Origin of the sequence: Shewanella sp. 2_MG-2023 (assembly GCF_030548905.1) — a bacterium.
Classification (GTDB): domain Bacteria; phylum Pseudomonadota; class Gammaproteobacteria; order Enterobacterales; family Shewanellaceae; genus Shewanella; species Shewanella electrodiphila.
In genome coordinates this window covers 110,489-137,284 of sequence record NZ_JAUOSO010000011.1, presented here as the reverse complement: position 1 = coordinate 137,284, position 26,796 = coordinate 110,489, and the positions used below count along the sequence as shown (strand labels likewise).

Annotated in this window: 21 protein-coding genes and 3 tRNA genes; 13 read left to right on the top strand and 11 right to left on the bottom strand. The window is 40.7% G+C overall.

Going from position 1 to position 26,796, the window contains the following annotated elements:
- Positions 1-495, bottom strand: a complete 495-nt coding sequence (locus Q4600_RS12635) for a peptidylprolyl isomerase (protein WP_303516654.1) — start codon at positions 493-495, stop codon at positions 1-3.
- A gap of 142 nt (positions 496-637) precedes the next feature.
- On the opposite strand from Q4600_RS12635, the gene cysS reads away from it, so the two are divergent.
- On the top strand, positions 638-2,020 hold the full coding sequence (gene cysS / locus Q4600_RS12630; protein WP_102528574.1) for a cysteine--tRNA ligase: 1,383 nt from the start codon (positions 638-640) through the stop codon (positions 2,018-2,020).
- Positions 2,021-2,130: 110 nt separating this feature from the next.
- Here the strand turns inward: cysS and folD are convergent, their stop codons facing one another.
- Positions 2,131-2,985 carry a bifunctional methylenetetrahydrofolate dehydrogenase/methenyltetrahydrofolate cyclohydrolase FolD gene (gene folD, locus Q4600_RS12625; RefSeq protein WP_303516652.1) on the bottom strand — a complete coding sequence of 285 codons (855 nt, stop codon included), beginning with the start codon at positions 2,983-2,985 and terminating at the stop codon, positions 2,131-2,133.
- A gap of 254 nt (positions 2,986-3,239) precedes the next feature.
- Here folD and Q4600_RS12620 point away from each other — a divergent pair.
- The 11 genes from Q4600_RS12620 (at position 3,240) to Q4600_RS12570 (ending at position 14,090) form a co-directional block, all read left to right on the top strand.
- A tRNA-Pro gene (locus tag Q4600_RS12620) sits at positions 3,240-3,316 on the top strand.
- Positions 3,317-3,424: 108 nt separating this feature from the next.
- Positions 3,425-3,501, top strand: a tRNA-Arg gene (locus tag Q4600_RS12615).
- Between the two features lie 7 nt (positions 3,502-3,508).
- Positions 3,509-3,584 (top strand) — tRNA-His (locus Q4600_RS12610).
- 284 nt (positions 3,585-3,868) lie between these two features.
- Positions 3,869-5,173 (top strand): trigger factor, encoded by a 1,305-nt coding sequence (tig, locus tag Q4600_RS12605; RefSeq protein ID WP_303516650.1) that lies wholly within the window; start codon positions 3,869-3,871, stop codon positions 5,171-5,173.
- A gap of 88 nt (positions 5,174-5,261) precedes the next feature.
- Complete coding sequence (gene clpP, locus Q4600_RS12600) at positions 5,262-5,873, top strand: ATP-dependent Clp endopeptidase proteolytic subunit ClpP (protein ID WP_102528571.1); 612 nt, start codon at positions 5,262-5,264, stop codon at positions 5,871-5,873.
- Positions 5,874-6,002: 129 nt separating this feature from the next.
- The gene (clpX, locus tag Q4600_RS12595; RefSeq protein WP_102528570.1) at positions 6,003-7,283 is read left to right on the top strand and encodes an ATP-dependent protease ATP-binding subunit ClpX; all 1,281 of its coding nucleotides are present in this window, start codon (positions 6,003-6,005) and stop codon (positions 7,281-7,283) included.
- A gap of 130 nt (positions 7,284-7,413) precedes the next feature.
- A complete protein-coding gene (gene lon, locus Q4600_RS12590; protein WP_303516647.1) occupies positions 7,414-9,765 on the top strand; it encodes an endopeptidase La in 2,352 nt (783 codons plus the stop codon).
- Positions 9,766-10,031: 266 nt separating this feature from the next.
- The gene (locus Q4600_RS12585) at positions 10,032-10,304 is read left to right on the top strand and encodes an HU family DNA-binding protein (RefSeq protein WP_055023877.1); all 273 of its coding nucleotides are present in this window, start codon (positions 10,032-10,034) and stop codon (positions 10,302-10,304) included.
- Positions 10,305-10,523: 219 nt separating this feature from the next.
- A complete protein-coding gene (locus Q4600_RS12580) occupies positions 10,524-12,395 on the top strand; it encodes a SurA N-terminal domain-containing protein (RefSeq protein WP_303516645.1) in 1,872 nt (623 codons plus the stop codon).
- Between the two features lie 120 nt (positions 12,396-12,515).
- The gene (locus tag Q4600_RS12575) at positions 12,516-13,106 is read left to right on the top strand and encodes an HAD-IB family hydrolase (RefSeq protein ID WP_248955928.1); all 591 of its coding nucleotides are present in this window, start codon (positions 12,516-12,518) and stop codon (positions 13,104-13,106) included.
- A gap of 93 nt (positions 13,107-13,199) precedes the next feature.
- The gene (locus Q4600_RS12570; RefSeq protein WP_303516642.1) at positions 13,200-14,090 is read left to right on the top strand and encodes a GyrI-like domain-containing protein; all 891 of its coding nucleotides are present in this window, start codon (positions 13,200-13,202) and stop codon (positions 14,088-14,090) included.
- Between the two features lie 187 nt (positions 14,091-14,277).
- On the opposite strand, the gene Q4600_RS12565 is transcribed toward Q4600_RS12570, so the two are convergent.
- From Q4600_RS12565 to Q4600_RS12555, 3 genes are all read right to left on the bottom strand, one after another.
- Entirely contained in the window at positions 14,278-15,510 is a 1,233-nt protein-coding gene (locus Q4600_RS12565; protein ID WP_229368430.1) for a DUF819 domain-containing protein, read from the bottom strand.
- 36 nt (positions 15,511-15,546) lie between these two features.
- Positions 15,547-16,422: a LysR family transcriptional regulator gene (locus tag Q4600_RS12560; protein WP_229368429.1), complete on the bottom strand. Its 876-nt coding sequence runs from the start codon at positions 16,420-16,422 to the stop codon at positions 15,547-15,549.
- Between the two features lie 177 nt (positions 16,423-16,599).
- Positions 16,600-17,664: a porin gene (locus Q4600_RS12555; protein WP_303516638.1), complete on the bottom strand. Its 1,065-nt coding sequence runs from the start codon at positions 17,662-17,664 to the stop codon at positions 16,600-16,602.
- A 377-nt stretch (positions 17,665-18,041) separates the two neighbouring features.
- Here Q4600_RS12555 and Q4600_RS12550 point away from each other — a divergent pair, with 377 nt between their 5' ends.
- The gene (locus Q4600_RS12550; protein ID WP_303516636.1) at positions 18,042-19,814 is read left to right on the top strand and encodes a flavocytochrome c; all 1,773 of its coding nucleotides are present in this window, start codon (positions 18,042-18,044) and stop codon (positions 19,812-19,814) included.
- 303 nt (positions 19,815-20,117) lie between these two features.
- Here Q4600_RS12550 and fabV read toward each other — a convergent pair whose 3' ends face one another.
- The 6 genes from fabV to Q4600_RS12520 all read right to left on the bottom strand — a co-directional run bounded on the left by fabV (position 20,118) and on the right by Q4600_RS12520 (position 26,739).
- Positions 20,118-21,320 (bottom strand): enoyl-ACP reductase FabV, encoded by a 1,203-nt coding sequence (fabV, locus tag Q4600_RS12545; RefSeq protein ID WP_102528798.1) that lies wholly within the window; start codon positions 21,318-21,320, stop codon positions 20,118-20,120.
- Between the two features lie 105 nt (positions 21,321-21,425).
- On the bottom strand, positions 21,426-22,211 hold the full coding sequence (locus Q4600_RS12540; RefSeq protein WP_303516634.1) for an ATP-binding cassette domain-containing protein: 786 nt from the start codon (positions 22,209-22,211) through the stop codon (positions 21,426-21,428).
- Positions 22,192-23,199, bottom strand: a complete 1,008-nt coding sequence (locus Q4600_RS12535) for an oligopeptide/dipeptide ABC transporter ATP-binding protein (RefSeq protein WP_102528796.1) — start codon at positions 23,197-23,199, stop codon at positions 22,192-22,194. The genes Q4600_RS12540 and Q4600_RS12535 overlap by 20 nt, the downstream gene beginning before the upstream one ends.
- A 3-nt stretch (positions 23,200-23,202) precedes the next feature.
- Complete coding sequence (locus Q4600_RS12530; protein WP_102528795.1) at positions 23,203-24,093, bottom strand: ABC transporter permease subunit; 891 nt, start codon at positions 24,091-24,093, stop codon at positions 23,203-23,205.
- The gene (locus Q4600_RS12525) at positions 24,083-25,111 is read right to left on the bottom strand and encodes an ABC transporter permease (RefSeq protein ID WP_102528794.1); all 1,029 of its coding nucleotides are present in this window, start codon (positions 25,109-25,111) and stop codon (positions 24,083-24,085) included. The genes Q4600_RS12530 and Q4600_RS12525 overlap by 11 nt, the downstream gene beginning before the upstream one ends.
- Positions 25,111-26,739, bottom strand: a complete 1,629-nt coding sequence (locus tag Q4600_RS12520; RefSeq protein WP_303516630.1) for an ABC transporter substrate-binding protein — start codon at positions 26,737-26,739, stop codon at positions 25,111-25,113. The genes Q4600_RS12525 and Q4600_RS12520 overlap by 1 nt, the downstream gene beginning before the upstream one ends.
- Positions 26,740-26,796: the final 57 nt, after the last annotated feature.

Below are 26,796 nucleotides of genomic sequence, written 5' to 3'. Positions count from 1 at the left end.
TTATTCAGCAATAGACGCACTGTTGATGACTACTGCTTCCAGTGGTACATCTTGATGCATACCACGGTTACCCGTGCTAACACCTTTAATTTTTTCTACGATGTCCATGCCTTCAACTACTTCAGCAAATACACAGTAACCCCAACCTTGGCCAGTTTCTGCTTTGTGATCTAAGAAAGTGTTGTCGCTAACGTTAATGAAGAACTGCGCAGTCGCCGAATGCGGATCAGAAGTACGCGCCATTGCTAATGTGCCAACTTTGTTTGATAGGCCGTTATTCGCTTCATTCTTTACAGCAGCGTTAGGTGTTTTCTGAACCATATCTTCAGTGAAACCACCACCTTGAACCATAAAACCATCAATCACACGGTGAAAAACGGTACCGTCGTAAAAACCGTCTTTAACGTACTTGATGAAATTTTCAACAGTAAGAGGCGCTTTTTCAGCATTTAGAGCAATTTTGATGTCGCCCATGTTTGTGTGCAAAGTGATCATATTTAAATACCTAGATAAAAATTGTTGCGCGATTCTAACTTATCTAACTTGAGGCTTAAAGTGCAGTGTTCAAAACAGTGTTGCTCATGATAGACTTTGTTCCCATTATATTGGTATTAAAACGAGTAAAAGAGAACCATCGATGTTGAAAATTTACAATAGTATGAGTCGTGAAAAGCAAGAATTTAAGCCGATTAATCCAGGCAAAATTGACATGTATGTATGTGGGATCACCATATACGATTTATGTCACATTGGTCATGGTCGTACTTTTGTTTCTTTCGATATGATTGTTCGTTACTTACGTTACCGTGGTTATGACGTGAATTACCTTCGTAATATTACTGACGTTGATGACAAAATCATTAAACGTGCTGCTGAAAACAAAGAAAGTTGCGATACGTTAACAGAGCGTTTGATTGGCGAAATGCATAATGATTTCGATTCATTAAACATGATGCGCCCAGATTTCGAACCTCGCGCGACATTACATATCGATGAAATTATCGAAATGGTTGAAACATTAATTGCCAAAGAGCATGCTTATGTCTCTGATAATGGCGATGTGTTATTCAGTGTGTCTTCTTATGCGCAATACGGACGCCTATCAGGGCAAAACCTTGAGCAACTTCAAGCTGGTGCGCGTGTAGAAGTAGAAGATACTAAGCGCGATCCTATGGATTTTGTATTATGGAAAATGTCTAAACCAGGTGAGCCAACATGGGAATCGCCATGGGGACCAGGTCGTCCGGGCTGGCACATCGAATGTTCAGCAATGAACAGTAAGCATTTAGGCGAGCATTTTGATATTCATGGCGGCGGTAGTGATTTACAGTTCCCCCATCATGAAAATGAAATCGCTCAATCCTGCTGTGCCCATGGTTCACAATATGTGAACTACTGGATGCATACAGGTATGGTCATGGTTGATAAAGAAAAAATGTCTAAGTCATTAGGCAATTTCTTTACTATTCGTGATGTATTAGCGCATTACGACCCTGAAACGGTTCGTTATTTCTTACTGTCTGGTCATTACCGTAGCCAGTTAAATTACTCTGAAGATAACTTGAAGCAGGCAAAGTCTGCACTTGAGCGCATTTATACTTCGCTTAAAGGGTTAGATTTAACTGTTGCCGCAGCGCCTGCACAAGAATTTATTGCCAAATTTAACACAGCGATGGATGATGATTTTAATACGCCTGAAGCCTATTCAGTTATTTTTGAAATGGTACGCGAAATTAATCGTTTGAAATTAGTCGATATGACACAAGCAAGTGCGTTAGGTGTGAGCCTAAAATCCTTGACTGATGTATTAGGCTTAATCAATCGCGACGTTGATACTTTCTTCCAAGGTGAAGGAAGTGATGACGAAGTTGCAGAGATTGAAGCGCTTATTGTTGAGCGTAATCGTGCTCGTACAGAAAAAGACTGGCCTGCAGCAGATGCGGCGCGCGATAGACTAAACGCATTAAATGTTGTTTTAGAAGATGGCGAAGAAGGCACGACTTGGCGTAAAAAGTCGTAATCCAAACTGAAAGTTAAGTCTTAAATAACAAAGCCTGCTCATTGAGCAGGCTTTTTTGTGGGGGCGAATAAACGAATAATCAGTTAATTCAGATGAGCACAGTAAATTGATTAGTCGTGATATTGCTCAGCGGCATACAAGGTATTTTCAAGTAAGCTTGCAATCGTCATAGGGCCCACACCACCAGGTACAGGCGTGATAAATGCGGCTTTTTTCGCAGCGACATCAAATTCTACATCACCCACAAGCTTGCCGCTTTCTAGTCGATTAATACCCACATCAATAACAATAGCGCCAGGCTTAATCCAATCACCAGGGATAAACCCAGGTTTACCCACTGCAACAACCAGTAAATCGGCCTGACGTACTTTTTGTTCAAGGTTCTGAGTAAAGCGATGACATGTTGTGGTTGTACACCCTGCAAGTAATAACTCTAGTGTCATTGGACGACCGACAATATTTGATGCACCTACAATGGTTGCATCTAAACCGTAGGTGTCAATTCCTGTCGATTTGATTAAGGTGATAATGCCTTTTGGCGTGCATGAGCGAAGTACTGGGATACGCTGAGCTAAGCGCCCTACATTGTATGGGTGGAAACCATCAACGTCTTTATCAGGTCTGATACGCTCAATGACTTTCGAGTCTTCAATATGATCAGGTAATGGCAACTGTACTAATATGCCATCGATTTTTGGATCGTCATTACATTGATCAATCAGTGCAAGCAGTTCTGCTTCTGTTGTGGTGGTTTCAAGGTCATAAGAGTATGACTCAAACCCAACTTCTTCACAGGCGCGACGTTTACTGCCAACATAAACCTGTGATGCCGCATCAGCGCCAACTAAAATTACAGCAAGACCAGGAACACGTTTTCCAGCTGCTTTGCGCGTCAATACTTTTTCTTTTAATGTGGTTCTTATAGATTGAGCTATCGCTTTGCCATCAATGTTTTGGGCTGTCATGTGTGTATAGTTTCCTTTATATGGCGCGATTGAGGTAAAATTTAACGTGGCGTATTCTACCAGTCAGGCATAGGCATGTCATGAATAATGGCTAAACGATTTATTAAAAACAGAATTTTTTGTTTGTAAAAACAGCAGATGAACCAGTTTGTAAAAAAAGTCGTTGACGATATTAAAGTGACTCGCTAATATGCGCTCCGTTCTCACAGATAAGCCGATTAGGGCAACTTAATAATTATTTGCAGTAGACATCTCGGTGATTAGCGCAGCCCGGTAGCGCATCTCGTTTGGGACGAGAGGGTCAGAGGTTCGAATCCTCTATCACCGACCAATTTTATATTTGTAAAGCATAGGCTTTGCGAATAAGCTTGAAACATAAGTTGAAGACCAAATCAATTTATTAAGCTTACAGGTTATACAGATAATATTTGTAAACCATGCGCCACTAGCTCAGCTGGATAGAGCAACGCCCTTCTAAGGCGTGGGTCTCAGGTTCGAATCCTGAGTGGCGTACCATATTATGGTGATTGTAGCTCAGTTGGTAGAGCCCCGGATTGTGATTCCGGTTGTCGTGGGTTCGAGCCCCATCAGTCACCCCAAATTTTGCATTAAAAATGCACGATTGTAGAGAAAGCGACCTTAGGTCGCTTTTTTTATGTCTAAAATCCCCATTTTACCCCGTTTTCACACTCGACTCAGCAGTAAACCGTCGCTATAATGTCGCGTCTTGATAAATATCTAATACGAATTACTACGGGTAATGGCGCTGAAAAGCTGCTGTATCGCACTTTTATTAGTAAACATTAATCATCAAGAAATGAATATTTAATAGTTGAGCTTTCGACTATTACAAAGGACGTCAGACATATTTCGAGGTAAAACAATGCAAGTTTCTGTTGAAACAACTCAAGGCCTAGAACGTCGCCTAACAATTTCTGTTCCTGCTGAACAAATTGAGAAATTAGTTAAAGACAACTTATTACGTGAAGCGAAACGTGCAAAAATTTCAGGTTTCCGTCCAGGTAAAGTACCTGTATCTGTGATCAACCAACGTTACGGTGCAGCTATCCGTCAAGATGTGACTGGTGAAGTAATGCAACGCAACTTCATTGAAGCGATCATGGCTGAGAAGTTAAACCCAGCTGGCGCACCTGTTTTCGCTCCAGGCGAAAATGAAGGCGAAAACTTCGTCTTCGTTGCGACTTTCGAAATCTACCCAGAAGTTGAGTTAACTGGTTTAGATGCAATCGCAGTTGAGCAACCACAAGCTGAAGTTAATGACGCTGACGTTGATACAATGATTGAAACGCTTCGCAAGCAACACGCCACGTTCGCTGTAGTTGAAACTGCTGCTGAAGAAGGCAACAAAGCTAAAATGAACTTCGTAGGTTCAGTAGACGGTGAAGAATTTGAAGGCGGCAAAGCTGACGACTTCGAACTAGAGCTTGGTAGCAACCGTATGATCCCAGGTTTTGAAGCTGGTGTTATTGGTCATAAAGCCGGTGATGAATTCGAAATCGAAGTGACTTTCCCTGAAGATTACCATGCTGAAAACTTAAAAGGTAAAGCGGCTAAGTTCGTTATTACCCTTACTGAAGTTCAAGCTGCAGAATTACCAGAAGTTAACGATGAGTTCGCTTCTTTATTCGGTATCGCTGAAGGTGGCTTAGAAGCGCTTAAAGCTGAAATCCGTAAAAACATGACTCGTGAACTTGAACAAGCGCTTAAAGCAAATGTTAAAGAACAAGTTATCGAAGGCTTATTATCAGCTAACGAAATCACAATTCCTTCAGCATTAGTTGATGGTGAAGTGAATGTACTTCGTCAACAAGCAATGCAGCGTTTTGGTGGTCAAACTGAAAACATGCCTGAGCTTCCAGCTGATTTGTTCACTGAACAAGCTGAGCGTCGTGTAAAAGTAGGTTTACTTTTAGGTGAAGTTATTAAGACTAATGAACTTCAAGCTGAAGACGAACGTGTTCAAGGTTTGATCGCTTCAATGGCTTCTGCTTACGAAGATCCAAGTGAAGTTGTTGAATATTACAATGGCAACAAAGAGCTTATGCAAAACATGCGCAACGTAGCGCTTGAAGAGCAAGCTGTTGAAGTTTTATTAAAATCTGCAAAAGTGACACTTAAAGATGTCGAATTTGAAGAATTTATGAACAAGGCAACAGGTAAAGCGTAACCTTCGCTTGACTTGATTGGCGGTTCGCCATTTAATGGCTCGTATGAGGTTCCTCATACGAGCCATTTTTATTTTAGGGAAGCATAAAATGCATAAAGCGCCAGAATCTGTACTCAATGCTCTTGTACCTATGGTTGTTGAACAAACGGCTAAAGGTGAGCGTTCATATGATATTTACTCTCGTTTATTAAAAGAGCGAGTAATTTTCTTGGTTGGCCAAGTGGAAGAGCACATGGCTAACTTGATCGTGGCGCAACTATTGTTCCTAGAATCAGAAAGCCCAGACAAAGATATATCTATCTATATTAATTCACCTGGCGGCTCAGTTACTGCCGGTATGGCAATTTACGATACTATGCAATTCATTAAGCCGAATGTAAGTACTGTATGTATTGGCCAAGCATGTAGCATGGGTGCGTTTTTATTAGCAGGCGGAGCAGAAGGTAAGCGTCATTGTTTACCTAATTCACGTGTGATGATCCATCAACCACTTGGTGGTTTCCAAGGTCAAGCATCGGATATCGCAATTCATGCTCAAGAAATCTTAGGCATTAAGAATAAATTAAACGAAATGTTAGCTGAGCATACTGGTCAACCGATTGAAGTTATTGAGCGTGATACAGACCGTGATAACTTTATGAGTGCGCAAGAAGCTGCTGATTATGGATTAGTTGATTCAGTTTTTGAAAAGCGTAGCTGATCTTTAGGCCTGAGTAGGCTATTCTGTGATGAATAGCGTATAAAAAATATTTGACTGTTCCTGTGCAGGTTATTAATTGTACAGATGGTTTTCTAAAAACAGTGAACAGGCTGCAACAGAGGTAGGGTAATGGGCGATAACAAAAGTACCGGTGACAGTGGCAAACTACTGTACTGCTCTTTTTGCGGAAAAAGCCAACATGAAGTTAGAAAGCTAATCGCTGGACCTTCAGTATATGTTTGTGACGAGTGTGTCGAGCTTTGTAATGACATCATTCGCGAAGAAATTAAAGAAATATCGCCTAAGCGCGATCATGATAAATTACCAACACCACATGAATTACGAACTCATCTAGATGATTACGTAATCGGTCAAAATCAGGCCAAGAAAGTGTTGTCGGTAGCAGTTTATAACCACTATAAACGTTTGCGTAATGGCACACCGATTGAAGGTGTTGAATTAGGTAAAAGTAATATTCTACTTATCGGTCCAACCGGTAGTGGTAAAACGTTACTTGCTGAAACGTTAGCGCGCTCTTTAGATGTGCCATTCACGATGGCCGATGCGACTACGTTAACTGAAGCCGGTTATGTGGGTGAAGATGTCGAGAACATCATTCAGAAACTACTACAAAAGTGTGACTACGACGTTGAAAAAGCGGAACGTGGTATTGTTTACATCGATGAAATCGATAAGATCAGCCGTAAATCTGATAACCCTTCAATAACACGTGATGTGTCAGGTGAAGGTGTTCAGCAGGCCTTATTGAAATTAATTGAAGGTACTGTTGCTTCTGTTCCTCCGCAAGGCGGTCGTAAGCATCCACAGCAAGAGTTTTTACAGGTTGATACCTCTAAGATCTTATTTATCTGTGGTGGTGCGTTTGCTGGACTTGAAAAAGTGATTGAGCAACGCGGCTTAACAGGAACAGGTATTGGCTTTGGCGCTGAAGTCAAAGGCGAAGCTGACAAAACGACGATTTCACAAACGCTAGGTAAAGTTGAGCCAGAAGATTTAATCAAATTTGGTTTGATCCCTGAGTTCATCGGCCGTTTACCTGTTGTTGCAACGCTAACAGAGTTAGATGAAGCAGCTTTGGTACAAATTTTATCTCAACCTAAAAATGCACTGACGAAACAATATGGTGCGTTATTTGAGATGGAAGAGGTAGAGTTAGAGTTCCGTGAAGATGCACTTAAAGCGATTGCCCATAAAGCAATGACGCGTAAAACAGGTGCTCGTGGTCTACGCTCAATCATCGAAGATATCTTGTTAGATACCATGTATGACATCCCTTCTGTAGAAGGTGTGATTAAGGCTGTAGTTGATGAATCAGTAGTAAAAGGTGAGTCTGCACCTATATTGATTTATGAAAACACCGACAATCAAGTCGCTGGTGGCGAACAATAAATAGACGCTTTTAGCCGTTTATGAAAAATAAGGAGTCCATTGGGCTCCTTTTTTCGTATTAACCATTGAAAGTTCAAGAAACATCCCAATATACTGATTATAAAATCCATTCATCAAACGGAATCGAACTATGACCCAAGAGCGTGAAGCGCATATCGAACTCCCCGTGCTGCCACTTCGAGATGTAGTGGTTTATCCCCATATGGTAATTCCGTTATTCGTCGGACGAGAGAAATCAATTCGATGTTTAGAATCGGCAATGGAACAAGATAAACAAATTTTATTGGTCGCACAGAAAGAAGCTGATTTAGACGAACCAACAAAAGACGATATTTTCGAAATTGGTACAGTGGCGTCAATTCTGCAATTACTTAAATTGCCTGACGGCACAGTAAAAGTATTAGTTGAAGGTGGTCAGCGTGCAAAAGTTGACAAATACACCCAAGAAGAAGAGTTCTTTGTTGCAACAGCACAATACTTAGAATCTGAAGAACTTGCTGAAAAAGAAGAAGAGGTGCTCGTTCGCAGCGCTATCAGTCAGTTTGAAGGTTACATTAAGCTTAATAAAAAGATCCCGCCAGAAGTACTGACGTCGTTAACAGGAATAGAAGAAGCGGCTCGTCTTGCTGACACTATGGCTGCACATATGCCGCTGAAGTTAGAAGACAAGCAGTCTGTACTTGAAATGATTAACGTCGGCGAGCGTCTTGAATATTTAATGGCGATGATGGAAGGCGAAATCGACTTATTACAAGTTGAAAAACGCATTCGTGGCCGTGTTAAAAAGCAGATGGAAAAAAGCCAACGCGAGTACTATTTGAATGAGCAAATGAAAGCTATTCAAAAAGAACTTGGCGATCTTGATGAAGGTCAAGACGAGTTTGAAGTACTCGCTCGCAAGATTGAAGAAGCGAAAATGCCAGCAGAAGCCAAAGAAAAAGCTGAAGCTGAGCTAAACAAATTAAAAATGATGTCACCAATGTCAGCAGAAGCGACAGTGGTGAGAAGTTATGTTGATTGGATGACGTCAGTGCCTTGGAGCCAACGTTCTAAAATCAAACGTGACTTATCTAAAGCTGAAGAAATTTTAGATACCGATCATCACGGTTTAGAGAAAGTGAAAGAACGCATTCTTGAGTATCTTGCGGTTCAAAGCAGAGTTAAGCAGCTTAAAGGGCCTATTTTATGTTTAGTAGGGCCTCCAGGCGTCGGTAAAACGTCACTGGGTCAGTCAATTGCTAAAGCTACTGGGCGTAAGTATGTACGTGTGGCACTAGGCGGCGTGCGTGATGAAGCTGAGATCCGTGGTCATCGTCGCACCTATATCGGTTCTATGCCAGGTAAAGTCATTCAGAAAATGGCGAAAGTGGGCGTTAAAAACCCATTATTCTTATTAGATGAAATTGATAAGATGAGTTCAGATATGCGCGGTGACCCATCATCAGCATTACTTGAAGTCCTTGACCCAGAGCAGAACGCAGCATTTAACGACCATTATCTAGAAGTTGATTATGACTTATCTGATGTGATGTTCGTTGCGACATCTAACTCAATGGATATTCCTGGACCGTTACTTGACCGTATGGAAGTGATTCGTCTATCGGGCTATACCGAAGATGAGAAACTCAATATCGCTAAAAAGCATTTGCTGACTAAGCAAATTGAGCGCAATGGACTTAAGCCTAAAGAAATCAATATCGAAGATAGTGCCATTATTGGCATGATCCGTTATTACACCCGTGAAGCTGGTGTGCGTTCATTGGAACGTGAACTGTCTAAAGTGTGTCGTAAAGTCGTTAAAATGATTTTATTAGATAAGTCTGTTAAAACCGTAAAAGTGAATCAAGATAACTTGAAATCATTCCTAGGTGTGCAGCGATTTGATTACGGTAAAGCTGAGTCTAATAACCAGATTGGCCAAGTCACAGGTTTAGCATGGACTCAAGTTGGCGGCGATTTGCTAACAATTGAAGCAACTTCAGTATCAGGTAAAGGCAAGCTTGCTTATACCGGTTCTCTTGGCGACGTAATGCAAGAGTCAATTCAAGCTGCTATGACTGTTGTTAGAGCGCGAGCAGAGCAATTAGGCATTAATGGCGACTTTTACGAGAAACGTGATATTCACGTTCACGTACCTGAAGGGGCAACACCTAAAGATGGTCCTTCAGCCGGTGCAGCGATGTGTACTGCATTAGTCTCAAGCTTAACAGGTAACCCTGTTAAAAGTGATGTGGCAATGACAGGTGAAATTACCCTTCGTGGTGAAGTGTTGCCTATCGGTGGCTTGAAAGAAAAGTTACTTGCAGCACACCGTGGCGGTATAAAAGTTGTTCTTATTCCTAAAGAAAATGAACGCGACTTAGAAGAAATTCCTGCGAATGTTATTGCAGATCTTAAAATCCACCCAGTTAGATGGGTTGATGAAGTGCTTGAATTGGCCTTAGAGAGACCTGTAAAGGGCTTTAAAGTGGTCAAAAAGTAGCTAAATAGCAAAAAAAATTGCTTTGAACCTAAAAAAAGTGAAAAAAGGGGCTTAACAAACGCGAAAGCTGTGGTAGCCTAGATAAGTGGAGAGTCAGTTAGCACCAAACCCTTGGCGCAACTGACTTTGAGCTGTATCCAAGTACATTTTTTATGGTTTTCCAATTAAGTTTGGTGTGGTATCAAACTTATAACAAAAAAGCCTCCGCAGACCGCTCTAAAGACGGATTTGGTTGCGGCGCGAAAATAAACATTCAAGGGGATGACATGAACAAATCTGAACTAATCGAGAAAATCGCTTCTGGTGCTGACATTTCTAAAGCAGGCGCTGGCCGTGCATTAGATTCTTTCATTGGTGCTGTTACTGAAGCACTTAAAGAAGGCGATAAAATTTCTCTAGTTGGTTTTGGTACTTTTGAAGTACGTCAACGTGCAGAACGTACTGGCCGTAACCCACAAACTGGTGCGGAAATCAAAATTGCAGCAGCAAATATTCCTGCTTTCAAAGCTGGTAAAGCTCTAAAAGACGCTGTTAACTAAATAGTTAATATCGTTGCCTTTTGTAAGGCATTTGTAGAAAGCACTGTTTTAACAGTGCTTTTTGCGAAAAAAATATCAGAAAGAACACAGTTAGTTTTGATATTCGGAGGAATTGGGTCATACCCGAGGTAGCGTCTGATAACTCCATATAAATTACAAGAAGGCGCATCCCGAAGTGGTGCGCCTTTTTATTTTTAATCGCAACAAGCGAGAATTCAGATGTTAGAAAAAATTCGCGAAGGTTCACAAGGCGTTATTGCTAAAAGTATTTTAGTGCTAGTGATTCTTTCGTTCGCATTTGCTGGTGTAAGTAGTTACCTAGGGACTTCAACTGATGTTGCTGTCGCCGTAGTTAACGGTGACGATATTACTGCAAATGAACTAGAACAAGCTTACCAAAACGAACGTGGCCGCCTTGAGCAACAACTGGGTGAAATGTTTGATGCATTATCTGCTGACGATAACTACATGAATGGTATCAAGCAGAATGTATTAGACCGTCTTATTGCTGACAAATTAATGAGTCAAGCTGCTGACGATTTAGGCCTACGTGTTTCAGATGACCAAATTAGACAAACGATTGTTAATGAACCTGCTTTCCAAACGGATGGTGTGTTTGATAATGAGCGTTACTTAGCTGTTTTACGTCAGCTAGGCTACCAAACTGCTAGCTTCAGAAATATGATGCGCATTGACATGACGCGTCGTCAGTTACTGACTTCGTTAGTCGGCACTGAATTTGTATTAGATGGCGAAGCTAAACAATTAGCTGAAGTCCAAGGACAAACTCGTGATATTCGCTATTTAGTTGTTGATTCGGAACCATACTTAGCATCAGCTACAGTATCTGATGAAGCGATTAAAAATTACTACGACAGCAACTTGATGCAATTTATGGATCAAGAAAAAGTGAGCTTGCAGTATGTAGAGCTAAATGTTGCAAACATTGCTGAAGGTGTTGACGCTTCTGTTGAAGATGCACGAGACTTTTACGAAGAAAATAAGCAACAGTACCAAACTCCTGAAAAACGTTTAGCTGCGCACATTCTATTTGCATCAGGCGATGACAGTGCAGACGAAGCGAAAGCTGAAGCCAGTCTTGCTAAACTCAATGCAGGTGAAGATTTTGCTGACGTTGCTAAAACTGATTCAGATGATCAATTTAGTGCAGAACAAGGCGGTCAACTAGACTGGTTTGAACAAGGCGTAATGGATCCTGAATTTGATACTGCATTATTCTCACTTAACCAAGATGAATATTCTCAAGTGGTTAAAAGTGAATTCGGATATCACATCGTTAAGTTACTTGACGTTCAATCTGGTGCTGCTGCACCATTTGAAGATGTTCAAGACAAAATTGTGGCTGATCTAAAGAATAAGAAAGCAGTAGATGAATTCTACAGCTTACAAAGCATCTTAGCTGATACTAGTTACGAAGTGCCTGATACGTTAGATGAAACTGCGCAAGCACTTAATGTTGAAGTTCAGTCGACTGAGTTATTCTCACGTAATAATGCACCTGCTAACCTAAACAAGCCAGACTTGATCCGTGCTGCTTTCTCTGATGATGTTATCGGTAGCGGTATGAACAGCGAAGTGATTGAGCTTGAACCTAATCATGTTGTTGTTATTCGTTTATTGAAACACCAAGATGCAGGTACTTTACCACTGAGTGAAGTAAAAGCAGGTATCGAAGCACGTTTAGTGCAAGACCAGGCTAACCTTGAAGCCAGTGAGAAAGCTAACGAGTTATTAGCTGAGTTAAAAGCGGGTAATGAAATCACTGAAGTGACTATTGCAACTAAAGCGCAATTACCTCGTTTCAGTCAAGATATCGACCAAGCTATTACAACTAAAGCATTCCAAATGCCAGCGCCAGAATCAGGTACAGTTGCATTTGATACCGCTGCATTAGCCAATGGTTTTGCCGTTATTGCACTTGATAAAGTGAATGCCGCTGAAGGTATTGATAGCAATGTTGTTGATAGCATCAAACAACGTTTAGCTCCTCAGTACAGTGAAGCTGATTACCGCTCTATTATTGAAGCGTTGAAAGCAAAAGCTAAAATTGAATATCCTGTAGCTGAATAATTTTTTAGCACACTAGATAGATTAAATAGCCAAGGGAAACCTTGGCTTTTTTATATTTGTTTTTTAACAAAGTCAGTCAATTATGATTAATCATTTATTGGCTCATGCAGAAGGATCTTCATGAATATTGCGCTTTTTGACTTCGATGGCACCATCACAGAAACAGACTCCTACACGCCATTCATATACTTCAGTGCGCCTAAATGGCGCATAGTGATTTGTTACCCCTTGCTAGTGCCATTGATTTTGCTTTATAAATTGAAGCTTATTGGCGGCTCAAGGATCCGCACTGTTGTCAGTTATTTTTGTTTCTTTAAACGTTCACATAAAGCCGTTTGGGCCCAAGGTAAAGAATATGCTTCGACGCTTGATTCAATCATCAAACCGGAAGCCAAACAAAGGCTAGCCTGGCATAAAGCGCAAGGAGATGTGATTGTCATCGTATCTGCATCACTCGATGCCTATTTAACGCCATGGTGTGAAAAGCACCAATACGAATTAATTTGTGCAACATTAGCATCAAGAAATGGACTGTTAACAGGAGCTTATTTAAATGGCGATTGCAGCGCCGATGAAAAAGCGCGTAGAGTAAAGCAATCATATCAACTGGATTCATTCGAAAAAGTTTATGCCTACGGTGACACAACAGAGGATAAGCAGTTGTTAGCGCTGGCTGATGAAGCTTATTTTTGTTGGAATAAAGTCAGTTAACGACTGGTTTGTAAAAATCATCGCGAACGTTTTGAGTGCATTATTTGTCGTATAAGTTTTTAATTCAAGATCATCTATTTAAGGTTAATTGCAGTGGAAAAAATCAGCCAACGCTTTGAGCACGTTCTAAGCCATATCGATAACAATTTAACATCTCGTTTAGATTGTAAACTGTTGGCGAGCATCGCTCAGGTTCCTGAGTGTCATTTCGATTTTATCTTTCATAGTTTATTTCATACAAGGACTGAAGATTATATTGGCTTATTACGTAATCTTGAAGCGGCGCAACAGCTGGGTTTTGATAAAGCGATACCTATTTCAACAGTGGCTGAGTCTGCCGGCTTTGGTAGTGAAGCAAGTTTTACTGAGGCGTTTACTAAAGCGATAGGTCAAAGTCCAAGTCAGTTCCAGTTAACACCTGACTGGGGGAATTTTTTCGAGAAACAGCAGCCATTAAAAACCTTGTCAGAAGGCCATGACGAATTAACGGCAGATCAAGTGAATATAGAATTGGTTGAACTTGAAGCTATTCCTCTAATTGCTATTGAGCATCGTACACAAGCTCAATATTTACCACAAACGATTGAGGCAATGAGAGCTTTTAGACAAGCTCATCAACTTTCACCCGATACAAGCCGTACGTTTAATTTTATTTATCAATTTGCAGCTGAACCTTTGCAGCAATTTAATATTGATATTGCAGTCAGCGTTACTCAAACGCAAAAAGCTGCTTTACGCTCTGTCATTGATGTTTCAGACTACTTTATGGAGTCAATGATATCAGAAGGGCGTTATGCAACTTTTTTACATTCAGGCTCGGATGAGGATTTAAATAAGAAAGTGAAATACTTGTACGGTACTTGGCTTAATGAGCAAAGCCAGAATAAAGCTATCCAATTAGAAAACCTACCGCTGATTTTTGAAAAGCTAAACATAACTCAACCCCAACAGATAAAAACCAGAGTCTATTTAGGGTTTGTTTAACTATTGTCTTTATCGATTAAAATGAAGTCTTTAAATCTCGAATCGTCGCTCATTCAAGCGCTTACAAAAAACAGGTACTACAAAACTGGCGCTTACAAAAAGGTATTTAGAGCTAATAATTAAGGCCGCGGAGGTAGCGTTAATGTAATGGCGTTACGTAACCTTTAGACTCAACTTTAAATGACAGCTATTGAGCTGTCATTCTCATCAATTCTGCGCATATCCAAGCCATGTATGTTGCCCAAGCATAGCCAAATACCGAAAACAAAATTGCCACAGGGGCCAGTGAGCGGTGAAATGCCATTGCTACGACTGGTGATGATGCCGCTCCGCCAATACAACATTGACTGGCTAAAGCCATATAAGCGACAGGCGCCTTCATCAGCAACCCTGTTACAACCACCACGATGACATGAATAGAAAGCCAGACAAATCCGATAGCAAAATAGATAGGAAAATCATCAACCATAGACAGATCCATCTGCAGACCCATATTTGCAATTAAGCAATACAACATTACTGTTGATACTTTAGAAGCACCTACTGATTCAAGTTCCCGTATTTTGGTATTGGATAGGACAATACTGGTTGTGGTGACAATGATAACAATCCAGAAGAACGTTGAGGTTAAGCTATATTTTTCAGTTTGGGGGTAATTTTCGGCAAAAAAAGGCGCGATGATGTCAGCGCCGAAGTGAGCAAAACCAGTAACGCCAAAGGCAACGCTGAACATCAACATGTAACTCTTCAGTGTGGGTAAACCTTGTTGGTTTGATATGCCTCTGTCGGTCACTTCAATGAGTTTTTTAAACTGGCTGGCATCAGCGCCTATTTTCTTATCAATGAAGTTTGCGTTATTAGCGCAAATCAGTAGCAATGACATCCAAATAGCCGAGTATATGACATTGACAGAAATCATAATCGCAAAAAGGTTTTCTTCGACCTGATAAATCTCTTTCATGGCGATTTGGTTCGCGGTGCCTCCGACCCAATTAGCCGCTAAGGTTGCCATTCCTTTCCAGGCTGCATCAGCGCCAACCCAACTTATCGTCTCAGGTGCTATTTTTGCAAACAACAGTAAGGTTAATGGGCCGCCAATGATCACCCCAAAACTGCCTAATAGAAATAAAATGATTATTTTGGGTCCCAGTAACAGCATAGATTTTATATCCACACTAATAATTAATAGGGTTAAGCAAGCTGGCATTAAAAATTTGGATGTAATCGTATTTAATTCACTTTGACTGGCATCGACAATATTGAAGGTATTAAGTAAAGAAGGGAGTACGTAGCACATCACCATGACAGGGACGAAGCGGTAAACCTGTTTCCACACTGGATGAGAGGACTGGCTAGTATAAAACACTAAACCAATGATGGTGGTGAGTAAGCCAAATATGACAGGATCTTGGTTGATCATAAACGCTTTGGCTACCTTACAGTGTTAAGTGACGCATTATGCGTTACAAAAACGAATGAACTCTTCTAATAATGGCGATAAAGCTTCGTCATTTCGGCTAATTGACCAATATTTACGTTGAAAATCCCAGCCTGCTAATTCTAATTCAACTATCTCACCACGACGAATTTCTTCTTTTACTGCAAGATATGGCAGAACACTAACGCCAATGCCTGTACCTATGGCACGTTTAATTGCGCCCATGGTATTCATCGATAATTCATTATTGATGTTGATTTTAGCACTGCGTAATAATTGGGTATTTCTGAGCCTTGAAACTGACATGGTAGAATCCAACACCCATAATTGTTCAGACAATAACTCAGCGGTAATCGTTTGTTCTAGTATCGGGTTATCGCAACTGGTGACAAGGCAAATCTTATCTTTAATCCATTGCTCATACTTAAGGTTGTTCAGCCCTGGTTTTGCATCAACAAAACCCAAATCCAGCTCTTTTTCTGAAACCATCTTTTCAATTGTCAGGCTATTATTAATGACTAACTTGATATCTACCAGTGGGTGGGATTTTTTAAACTGGGGGATCTTACGCGATAAAATATAATTACCTGCTGTTTTACTACTACCAATCTTTATCGTACCGCCAACCGCATTTCGCTCTGCAAACATTTGTTCAAGCTGAGTCCCTTTAGACAACATCTCATTGGCATAAGGGAGAATAACTTCGCCATTATCATTGGTGGTTAACCCATTGCTGCTTCGTTCAAATAAGCGTGTGCCTAAAGAACCTTCCAACTCTTTTAGCGCCATACTGACAGCTGGAACAGACATATGAAGCTGCTGCGCAGCTTTTGAGATCTGTCCGTTATCATGTATCGCTTTAAAAATAGTAAGTTGTTTAAGGGTGATTTTCATAATGAAACAAAGGTTTTTTTAATGATGTTTGGGATTATAGCGAAATATGAATAAACAACGTTAAAATCATTGTTTAACTTCCTTTTTTTGTAACCTTGTTCATATTTTTAGTAAAAGTGTAACCTTGCAAGTGGATGTAAGGCTATTAAAGAGAAATAACCTTACATCCTAATCTTTTTAGAAGTCGTAACGAACACCAATACTAAAGATATTATCTTCATCTAAATCGATAACAGGGCCAGCGTTTTCGACTCTATATTCACCTTCGTATTTGGCGTAATGAGCGAATACCATCGTTGATTTTGAAAGACGGTAATCTGCGCCGATTACTAAAGAGTTAATATCAACATCTGTTGCTTGCTTATAGTCACTTGAAGACATTGCGCTATTTTTGAAATACTTACCAAAACCAGCCTCATCTTTACCTATTTCAGCTTTTAAATTAACGCCATTTAAATTATAAACTGCACTCAAGAAGTATGAATTACCTTCTTTATAGCTGTATTCTTGGCTTTCAGTGTTTTGGAATAAACCACCTAATTTTAAGTTGCCGAACTTAACTTGAGCCACACCGCGATAAGCATCGACCCCACCGATAGTGTTATAGGCTGCAGCTAGGTAATAAGGTTGTTTTTTTAGCTTTTTATCACCAGCAATAATACTGACAGCATACTGCTGTTCGTCATAATCGCTGCGCTCACCGTTGTCATCATATTCTGCGTAGTTATCATCCATTAAATAAGTGGCGTTGAAAGTAATTAAATCAGCGATTTTTGGCGAGTAATACGTAATACCGTCAGCTTTACGAACTTGACCAGCTATCATACGGTTGTATGCTGCATTGGTTAAAGCAAACGCTTCAGCAGTCCCTTTTGATGTTTTCATCACAGTGTCATTACGTCCCACCAAAACCGTACCTAGATTTGTTTTTAAACCTAAATAGGTATTTCTTGCTTTGAATACGTCATCGTTACCTTCATTTGTTGCTGAGTTGACCTGAACTTCAACGCGATAAAGTAACTCAATATCGTTAGCAATTGTTTCACTGCCACGTACACCAAGTCGTGAGAAGTTATTCTCCAATACCGTTCCTGACTTACCATTTTGAGTTGTCGTACCGTTATCTGAATTGGTGACTGCCATTTCTAAACGGCCATAAAACTGCGGTGAATCGGCAAGTGCTGAATAAGAGTTTGCAGAAAGCAGTGTTATAACTGATAGCGATAGTAGTGATTTTTTCATGTTCAATCCCATTGTTTTAATTATAAATTTTGTCTTATTTATTATTGGTGTAAAAATCTTAACTGGATTAATGTGCCACTTTTTCAAATGGTTATTTATTAACGTTCTAGGCTAAAAATTTATGTAGATTCATTGTCTATCTATCTAGATAGGTAACTAGATTTGATGGTTCACATCGTAGTGATTTTGGTTATTGATAAAATGAACATGAGTCACAGCTGTTTGTTTTATGTTGCTGATTAAAGAAAATTGAATAGGTTTTCATTAAAACTTAACCGAAGCTTAAACATGACAAAGGTCTAAGTTTTGATACTCCTTAATGAGTAATCTTGCTCTCAACAAAGAGACATAAAAAACACTTATAAAGGATCGAACACATGAAACTTAAATATTTGGCTTCGGCAGTAGCAGTGATGATGCTTACTTCGGGCAGCGCAATTGCAAAAAATGACTTGGCATCATTTCATGCGGAAATGGGCGACTGTCAGACTTGTCATGTAACTGGCAAAATGAAAGACATCAAGAAAAGCATGACTGACAGTCAAACTCATGAAAATGCGCAATGTCTAGATTGCCATGGTAGTTATGAGGAGTTAGCTAATGACAGTTTAGAATTTGATCCACATACATCGCATTTAGGTGATATCAACTGTACTTCATGCCACACAGCACATGCTAAGCCAGAACTTACCTGTAATAACTGCCACAACTTTGAAATGGAGATGCCTTTTGCTGATTCAAAAGCGAAGAAAAAGTGGGATGGTGATTGGAATCAAGAAAAAATCCAACAAGCCATTGCTAAAGGTCCAGTAGAAACGGTTGATGTCATCGTTGTTGGTGGTGGCTCTGCTGGTTTCAACGCTGCAATTTCTGCAAAAATGGCGGGCGCTAATGTGGTGTTATTTGAAAAAGCACCATACACAGGCGGTAACTCAATGTTAGCTGCTGGTGGGATTAACGCTGTTGGCACACCGCAGCAAAAAGCCAAAGGCATTGAAGATAGTGTTGAATGGTATGCAGAAGATGCAATGAAAGGCGGCCGTTATCAAAATGACCCCAAGCTTGTACAAACTATGGCAGAAGAGTCTGCTGGCGCAGTGGCTTGGTTAGAGTCTTTGGGTGCTGACATGAGTGAGCTTAAACGTTCAGGCGGTGCAAGAGCTGAGCGTACTCACGCGCCATCTGGTGGCGCTTCAATTGGCCCACATTTGATTGACACCTTGCGTACAGCTGCAATCGAACGTGATATCCCTGTTCGCGTTAACTCAAGGATTGAAAAAATCGTCTTAAACGATGACCAATCAGTTGCAGGAGTGGTGGTTCACGGCCGTCATTCTGGTTACAACATGGTTGCAGCTGACTCTATTGTACTTGCGACAGGCGGTTATGGTATGAATAAGCAGATGGTTGCTTACTACCGCCCAACGATGAAAGACATGTCTAGCTCAAACAACGTTACAGCAACGGGTGATGGTGTGTTACTTGCTAAAGAAATCGGTGCTTCTATGACTGATATTGATTGGGTTCAGGCGCATCCAACAGTAGGAAAAGATAGCCGTATCTTAATCTCTGAAACTGTACGTGGTGTTGGTGCCATCATGGTGAACACGGATGGCCAACGTTTCATCAATGAATTAACCACTCGTGACCGCGCTTCAGATGCCATCCTTAAGCAAAAAGATCAATATGCCTGGTTAGTCTTTGACGAGCAGTTAGTTGAGAAGAAGAAAATGGTACGAGGTTACGAGCATTTAGGTATGTTAAGTAAGGCAAATACTATTGAAGAGTTAGCTAAAATCACTGGCATGAGCGATTTACCTAAAACAGCGGTTGATTACAACAAATATCAAGCAGCAGGTAAAGACGATGCATTCGGCCGAGCTAATTTACCATTAAGCCTAAGTACGCCACCTTACTACGCTGTAAAAGTAGCTCCAGGTATCCATCACACCATGGGCGGAATTGCAGTCGATACTGACTCGAACATCTTAAACTTGCAAAGCTGGAAAATGCCTGGTTTATTTGCTGCTGGTGAAGTGACTGGTGGTGTTCATGGTTATAACCGTCTAGGCGGTAATGCGATTGCTGATACAGTGGTATTCGGCCGTAAAGCTGGCGAAAATGCAGCGAAACATGCTTTAAAGAAATAAGCTGTAATTAAAATTCATCATCACTAATATCCCCACAAAGGCCAAGTATCATCTACTTGGCCTTTTTATTGTTTGTTCATCACAAAAAATTTCAACCCACTTTTGTTTTGATATCCATAACATCGTTAAATAATAATTTTATTAAATTTAGAGTTTCACTCTGCTAACACTGATTAGTAAGGGGGAGTTTTGAAGAGGGAGGTTGAAAATATTTAATCTCATGCTTGGCGTTAATAAGAACTACAGACATAAAAAAACCAAGTCATCAGACTTGGTTTTAATTGATATGTTATTAGTTTCTTCTTATAAACTTACAACATCAAACGTCACGTTAGGGTTAACGTCCGCTTCATAATCAATGCCGTCAATACCGAATCCAAACAGTTTTAAGAACTCTTCTTTGTATTCATTGTAATCGGTCAATTCAGCTAAATTTTCAGTGGTCACTTCAGCCCAAAGCTCACGGCAATGCTTCTGAATTTCTTCACGTAACTCCCAGTCATCTAAACGTAAGCGGTTATCAGCATCAGTTTCTGCAGCTGTTCCATCTTCACGGAATAAACGCTCGCTGAACATGCGGTAAATTTGGTCCATACAACCTTCATGAACACCTTCTTCACGCATTTTCTTGAACACCATTGCAATATACAGTGGCATAACAGGAATAGCAGAACTGGCTTGCGTTACCACACTCTTAAGCACTGCAACATTAGCTGAACCGCCGGTTGCTGATAACTTAGTGTTTAATGCATGTGCTGCACGGTCTAAATCCATTTTGGCTTTACCAAGCGCACCGTGCCAGTAGATCGGCCAAGTGATTTCAGTTCCAATGTAGCTATAGGCGACTGTTTTACAGTTGTCGGTTAATACGCCAGCTTCACTTAAGGCGCTCATCCATAATTCCCAATCTTCACCGCCCATTACAGTGACTGTGTCAGCAATTTCTTGCTCACTTGCAGGCTCAACTGATGTTTCGATGATAGTGTTTTTATTAGTATCTACAGCTGTCGCAGTGTAAGTCTCGCCGATTGGCTTAAGACTTGAGCGGATAACTTCACCCGTATCAGGCAGTTTACGAACAGGTGATGCTAGTGAGTAAACTACCATATCGATTTGACCAAGGTCTTCCTTAATCAACTCAATCACTTTTTGCTTAGCTTCATGGCTAAAGGCGTCACAGTTAATACTTTTAGAATATAACCCTTCAGCTTTAGCAAACTTGTCAAAATAAGCTGAGTTATACCAACCCGCAGTACCAGGCTTAGTTTCAGTGCTTGGTTTTTCGAAGAAAACACCAATAGTGGCAGCATCGCTACCAAACGCAGATGCGATGCGCGAAGATAAGCCATAACCACTTGAAGAACCCACTACAAGGACCTTTTTAGGGCCATTAGCAATTTTGCCTTTCGCTTTAGTTAATTCAATTTGTTCTTTTACGTTAGCTTCACAGCCAATTGGATGCGTAGTGGTACAAATAAAGCCACGTGTCTTTGGTTTAATAATCATAATTTCGTTTCTTCCTTTAACAATGGCCCTAGGATAAATAGTTAGCCGCCGAAATGGCACTCATTTTTGTTAAAAATGGCCATTTAACTCAGTGGTTGGAGCAGTTTAGCGTTTTGCCGAGAGCTGAGTTTGCTCTGCAATTAATCTGCGAGTGTATTCATGTTGTGGGTTTTCGAACAGCTCTTCAGTGGTGTTTTTCTCAACCATGACCCCTTTTTTAAGCACCATAACTTTGTCACTGAAGTGTCTGACCACATTTAAATTGTGAGTCACAAAAATATAAGATAAGCCCATTTCTTTTTGTAATTTGAGCAATAAATTTAAAATTTGCGACCGTACTGATAAATCTAGTGATGTTAGCGCTTCATCAGCAATAATAATCTTGGGGTTTAACATTAAAGCGCGTCCCACAGCGACACGTTGTTTTTGTCCTTCCGATATCATATGCGGATAAAAGCTGGCATGTTCTGGAAGTAAGCCCACTTTACGTAGGATATCAGTCACTTGTGCTTTTCGTTCAGCACTTGTCATATCGGTATTAAAGCGTAAAGGTTCTTCAAGTAATGCACCAATGGTCAATCGTGGATTGAGGGAGGTGTTAGGGTCTTGGAAAATCATACGAATTAAATGACAGCGTTGCTTTAAATTACGCGCTTCTAGCTCTTCGCCTTCATATTCGATCGTACCAGTAGAACGAGACTCTGCACCAACTAGAATTCTTGCCAAGGTACTTTTTCCTGAACTTACTTGGCCAACAATAGCTAAGGTTTGGCCTCGTTCAAGCTCAAAAGATACAGTTGAAAGCGCTTGATTATACTGCGCTTTAAAACGCTTATAACCAATAAAGTATCGCTTGCTGAGCTCAGTGACATTAAGTAATGGCGTCGTCATCTTCTATCTCATTGTTATATGGGAAGTGGCAAGCAAAATAGCGATCTTTTTCATGGGCTAAATTGGGCTGAATAACACATTCTCTTTGCGCATCAGGACAACGAGGGCCTAAGCGACAACCCGCTGGTAAATGTTGCAATGACGGCGAGGAACCCTGCAAAGAAGGCAAATAGGATTTATGGCGCATTTTACCAGTGTGTTCAGGTAAGTTTTTAAATAGGGCCTTGGTATAAGGGTGATAAGGTTTTGTCAGTAGCTCCGAAACTGGGCCAGACTCCATAATTTGACCGCTATATAAAATACTGATGCGATCACACCATTTAACCAAGGTTTCTAATTCATGACTCACAAGTAAAATAGACACGTTTTGCAATTGATTGAGTTGTGACAGTAACCGAAAAATTTGCGCTTGAGTACTCAGTTCCATGGAATTAGTCGGTTCATCGGCAATTAATAGTCTTGGATGGTTTGCAACAGCCATAGCAATCATGACTTTTTGGCACTCGCCTTCAGTGAGTTCCCATGGGTAGCTTTTCATAATGGCTTTAGGTTTTTTAATCCCCACTTTATGAAGCCATTTTTGAGCGGTTAAATGGGTATCTTTAGAACGACGCCAAAAAGGCACCGCTTTATTTGGCGTTAAAGACTCTATTAGCTGACTGCCGATGGTTTTAACCGGGTCTAAACTGCCTGAAGGGTCTTGAAAAATCATCGTCATATCAGTGCCCATTAAGTTTCGGCGCTGTTTAGATGTCATTTCAAGTAGGTTTTGCCCATCCCACATCATACGGTCTGCGATGATATTCCAGTTTGGCCCTAAAACACCGAGTACCGCTTTCGCTAATAAACTGCGGCCAGAACCTGATTCACCGACTAGCCCATGCACTTCACCTGGGTTAATGGTTAAGCTGACTTTTTCAAGCACTTTGACTGTGCCTTGTGGAGTATCCAGCTCAATGGTGAGGTTTCTGATATCAAGTAATGGCATAGGTTAATTTCTTATCGGCGCTAACGCCGAGCGTAATCCGTCACCCACTAAATTGATGGATAACACCGTAAATAAAATGGCAAGCCCTGGAATTGTAATTGTCCAAGGTGCAATAAGCAGGCTACTTAAACCTTGATAAATCATTGACCCCCACTCAGAACTGGGTGCTTGTGCACCTAAATTCAAGAAGCCTAAGGCTGCAATATCCAAAATCGCAACTGAAATAGCAATGGTGGTTTGAATGATAACCACATCCCACACATTAGGCATGATCACATACCAAAATATCTGGATTTGGCTAGCACCATCAAGTTTAGCGGCTGTAACGTATTCTTTTTGTAACTCTTCATGCACAGCTTGATGAATCGCGCGAACAAATTGTGGGGTTAAGGCAATACCCACAGCCCAAAACACATTTGATAGCCCTGGACCTGTCACTGCGACCACTAAAATAGCTAACAATAGAGATGGAATTGACAGCAATGCATCTAATAAATGGCCTAAAATACTCGACTTTAAGCCGCGCATCATTCCTGACAACGAGCCAATAATGAAACCAACAACAAGGGCGCATACCACGACGATTAATGACATCCCAAAAGTGAGCCTGACGCCATGTAAAATTCGACTAAATAAATCACGGCCTAAATCGTCGGTGCCTAAAAAGTGCGAAACATGACCTGCTTGATCCCAAGATGGGGGCAGTAAAATCGCATCTGGATTTTGTAACTCTGGCTGAAAAGGGGCGAGCAATGGACCTAAAATAACCAGAAGTAATAGAAATATCACCGCCCATAAACCTGCAACTGCAAAAGGGTTAGATGCAAAAGCATGCCATAACTGCCCAAGCGGTGAGTCTATTTGTTCTTCTTGGTAGAGTTTTTTAATCGGCATACAGTTCTTTCCTATTAATGGGATTAATAGTGGTATGCAGTAATTCAATCATAATACTCAAAAAGATAATTAATAATGAAACCGACAAGATACCTGCTTGGATCACGGTGTAATCTCGTTGATATATAGCATTAATCAACCAAGAACCGACTCCAGGCCAAGCAAATATTACTTCGACAATAATGCCGTAACTTGCAAATGAGCCAAGCATTAAACCGAATGCTTTTAACACTGGAATAAGCGCATTGGGCAGGGCATGTCTGATTAGAATACGGTATGTACTTAACCCTCTGGCCTCTGCAGCACGGATATAGGTTTGAGTCATGACGGTCACCATAGCTTGACGGGTGATCCGGATAACCACAGTAAAAGGCAATACGGCTAAGGTGACAGCAGGCAGTATGATATGCAGTAAAGCATCTTTAAACGCCGACATGCTGTAACTTGACTCAGATAACAATGTATCTATCAACATAATACGAGTGACGGGCTCTATTTCATATAATAGGTTAATTTGACCAGAAATCGGTAACCATTCTAATTGCACACCAAACCAAAGAGCGAGGGTTAACCCAAGCCAAAATACTGGAATGGAATAGCCGGTTAAGGTAATGGCTAAAATACTACGCTGCACTGATTTACTGGAACTAAGCGAGGCTAACACCCCTAACGGTACGCCGAAGAAGACTGCAATACAGCCAGCAAATAATGATAGTTCAAATGATGCAGGTAATACGGCACTTAACTCTTCAGCCACATCTTGCTGTGAGTTAACTGAAATACCTAAATTTCCTGATAATCTTTGCGTTACATAGGCATAAAACTGACTGAACTGGTTTTTATCTAATTTGTAGTCTTCAACAGTTTGAACTTGTTGTTCTTCGGTAGGGAACTGAATACCGGTAAGCGCATAGCCTTTTTCTACAGGAAACATGCCCGTTGCAAAAAATAATACCGCCATCATTACTATGGATGTAGCAATAAAAAGGTTCAGTCGTCTTATAAGATAGCGCCACATTAAGGTTGAACCTCCTGTTTAATCAGCTCAACACCGGAAAATGACATACCACCGTATGGATTGACATTTTTAATGCTCACGTTGGTATTTTTCAGCAGTAGCTTTTGGGCGTGCGCGATATTGACCAAAGGTACTTGCTCATGAATGATTTTCTCGGCCTGTTTGTAAAGCTTTTTTCGTTCTGGCTTGGAAAGCGTCTCTTTAGCTTGTGATAACAAAGTATCCAGCTCAGTAGAACACCAGCGGGAGCGATTGTTATTGGACTCAAGTGCGCTGCAACTTAACAGTGGCGTAAAAAAGTTATCTGGGTCGGTGTTGTCAGCATTCCAACCAATGAGTACAGAGTCGTATTCACTGGAAATAAGTTTCTGCGTGAATACACTCCAATCGTAACTGACGATGTTAACCGTTACGCCGATATTCGCTAAATCCGCTTGAATGAGCTCAGCGGTTTTAAGCGCATTAGGGTTATAAATTCTGACGACAGGCATCGCCCAAATATCAAAGCTTAAATTTGTGACGCCAGCTTCTTTTAACAAACGTTTAGCTTCTTCAGGATCGTAATGCTTGGCGTCTTCTGTTTCTGTATAAGCCCAAGATGCGGGTGGCAACATGCCCGAAGCGGCAACGGCAGTGTCATGATAAACCACATTGAGAATGTTTTGTTTGTCTACAGCGTGGGCCAAAGCATGACGCACTCTGACATCATCCAACGGTGGTTTTTGGGTGTTGAATGCCCAAAATGCTACGTTTAAACCTGGCTTAGTACGTAACTCAAGGTGCTTATGTTTGTTTATGACAGCAAGTTCATTGGCTTTGGGTAGTGCGGATACTTGGCAATCTCGAGTAATGATTTTAGCCAGTCTTGCTTCACTTTTACGAGTGATATCAAAAACGAGTAAATCAATCTTGGCTTGTTCCCCCCAATAGTACTGATTACGTTTGAAGCGTATATATTCGTTTTTAGCATATTCAGCTAAATAAAATGGCCCTGTACCAATGGCAAAGTAGTCGATATTTTCAGGTGTGCCAGCTGCCAGTTGTTGTGCAGCGTATTCAGCGGATAATATAACGGCAAAGTCGGTGGCAAGGTTAGATAAAAATGACGCATCTTTATTGGCAAGATGGAACACAACTTCGTAATCATTAATTTTTTCAATTTTGCTTACTAAATTAGCAAAATCAATACTTTGAAAAAAAGGATAACCGGTTCTGCTTACTAAATGATATGGATGTTCTGTATTGATAATGCGTGCAAACGAAAAGATGACATCATCAGCGTTAAAGTTGCGAGATGGACTAAACAAACTGTTGTAGTGGAATTGTACATCTTGGCGCAGTGTGAATCGATATTGCAGCCCATCATCTGATACCGCCCAATTTGTCGCGAGTGCGGCGCTATAGTCAGATGAGTCATCATTGTAATCAATTAAACGATTATAGAGTTGATTAGAGCTAGCATCGATGGTGGTGCCAGATGTAATGAGCTGCGGATTAAAGGTTTCGGGATTACCTTCTGAGCAATACACAATCCCAGATGGAACATTGAGCTCACCACAAGCTGTTACTAAAAAAGATAGTAAGCAAAGTAATGCTAAGGGATTCCAACGTTCTCTAATCACACGCATTTTTTTATCATTCAATTTTTAGGCTGTAAACGACTATTTTAGCAGTGTTAATAACTT

Excerpts from the sequence above, each read along its gene's own strand:
- Q4600_RS12635 (WP_303516654.1), bottom strand. The coding sequence starts at position 495 with ATGATCACTTTGCACACAAACATGGGCGACATCAAAATTGCTCTAAAT.
- cysS (WP_102528574.1), top strand. The coding sequence starts at position 638 with ATGTTGAAAATTTACAATAGTATGAGTCGTGAAAAGCAAGAATTTAAG.
- folD (WP_303516652.1), bottom strand. The coding sequence starts at position 2,985 with ATGACAGCCCAAAACATTGATGGCAAAGCGATAGCTCAATCTATAAGA.
- tig (WP_303516650.1), top strand. The coding sequence starts at position 3,869 with ATGCAAGTTTCTGTTGAAACAACTCAAGGCCTAGAACGTCGCCTAACA.
- clpP (WP_102528571.1), top strand. The coding sequence starts at position 5,262 with ATGCATAAAGCGCCAGAATCTGTACTCAATGCTCTTGTACCTATGGTT.
- clpX (WP_102528570.1), top strand. The coding sequence starts at position 6,003 with ATGGGCGATAACAAAAGTACCGGTGACAGTGGCAAACTACTGTACTGC.
- lon (WP_303516647.1), top strand. The coding sequence starts at position 7,414 with ATGACCCAAGAGCGTGAAGCGCATATCGAACTCCCCGTGCTGCCACTT.
- Q4600_RS12585 (WP_055023877.1), top strand. The coding sequence starts at position 10,032 with ATGAACAAATCTGAACTAATCGAGAAAATCGCTTCTGGTGCTGACATT.
- Q4600_RS12580 (WP_303516645.1), top strand. The coding sequence starts at position 10,524 with ATGTTAGAAAAAATTCGCGAAGGTTCACAAGGCGTTATTGCTAAAAGT.
- Q4600_RS12575 (WP_248955928.1), top strand. The coding sequence starts at position 12,516 with ATGAATATTGCGCTTTTTGACTTCGATGGCACCATCACAGAAACAGAC.
- Q4600_RS12565 (WP_229368430.1), bottom strand. The coding sequence starts at position 15,510 with ATGATCAACCAAGATCCTGTCATATTTGGCTTACTCACCACCATCATT.
- Q4600_RS12560 (WP_229368429.1), bottom strand. The coding sequence starts at position 16,422 with ATGAAAATCACCCTTAAACAACTTACTATTTTTAAAGCGATACATGAT.
- Q4600_RS12555 (WP_303516638.1), bottom strand. The coding sequence starts at position 17,664 with ATGAAAAAATCACTACTATCGCTATCAGTTATAACACTGCTTTCTGCA.
- Q4600_RS12550 (WP_303516636.1), top strand. The coding sequence starts at position 18,042 with ATGAAACTTAAATATTTGGCTTCGGCAGTAGCAGTGATGATGCTTACT.
- fabV (WP_102528798.1), bottom strand. The coding sequence starts at position 21,320 with ATGATTATTAAACCAAAGACACGTGGCTTTATTTGTACCACTACGCAT.
- Q4600_RS12540 (WP_303516634.1), bottom strand. The coding sequence starts at position 22,211 with ATGACGACGCCATTACTTAATGTCACTGAGCTCAGCAAGCGATACTTT.
- Q4600_RS12535 (WP_102528796.1), bottom strand. The coding sequence starts at position 23,199 with ATGCCATTACTTGATATCAGAAACCTCACCATTGAGCTGGATACTCCA.
- Q4600_RS12530 (WP_102528795.1), bottom strand. The coding sequence starts at position 24,093 with ATGCCGATTAAAAAACTCTACCAAGAAGAACAAATAGACTCACCGCTT.
- Q4600_RS12525 (WP_102528794.1), bottom strand. The coding sequence starts at position 25,111 with ATGTGGCGCTATCTTATAAGACGACTGAACCTTTTTATTGCTACATCC.
- Q4600_RS12520 (WP_303516630.1), bottom strand. The coding sequence starts at position 26,739 with ATGCGTGTGATTAGAGAACGTTGGAATCCCTTAGCATTACTTTGCTTA.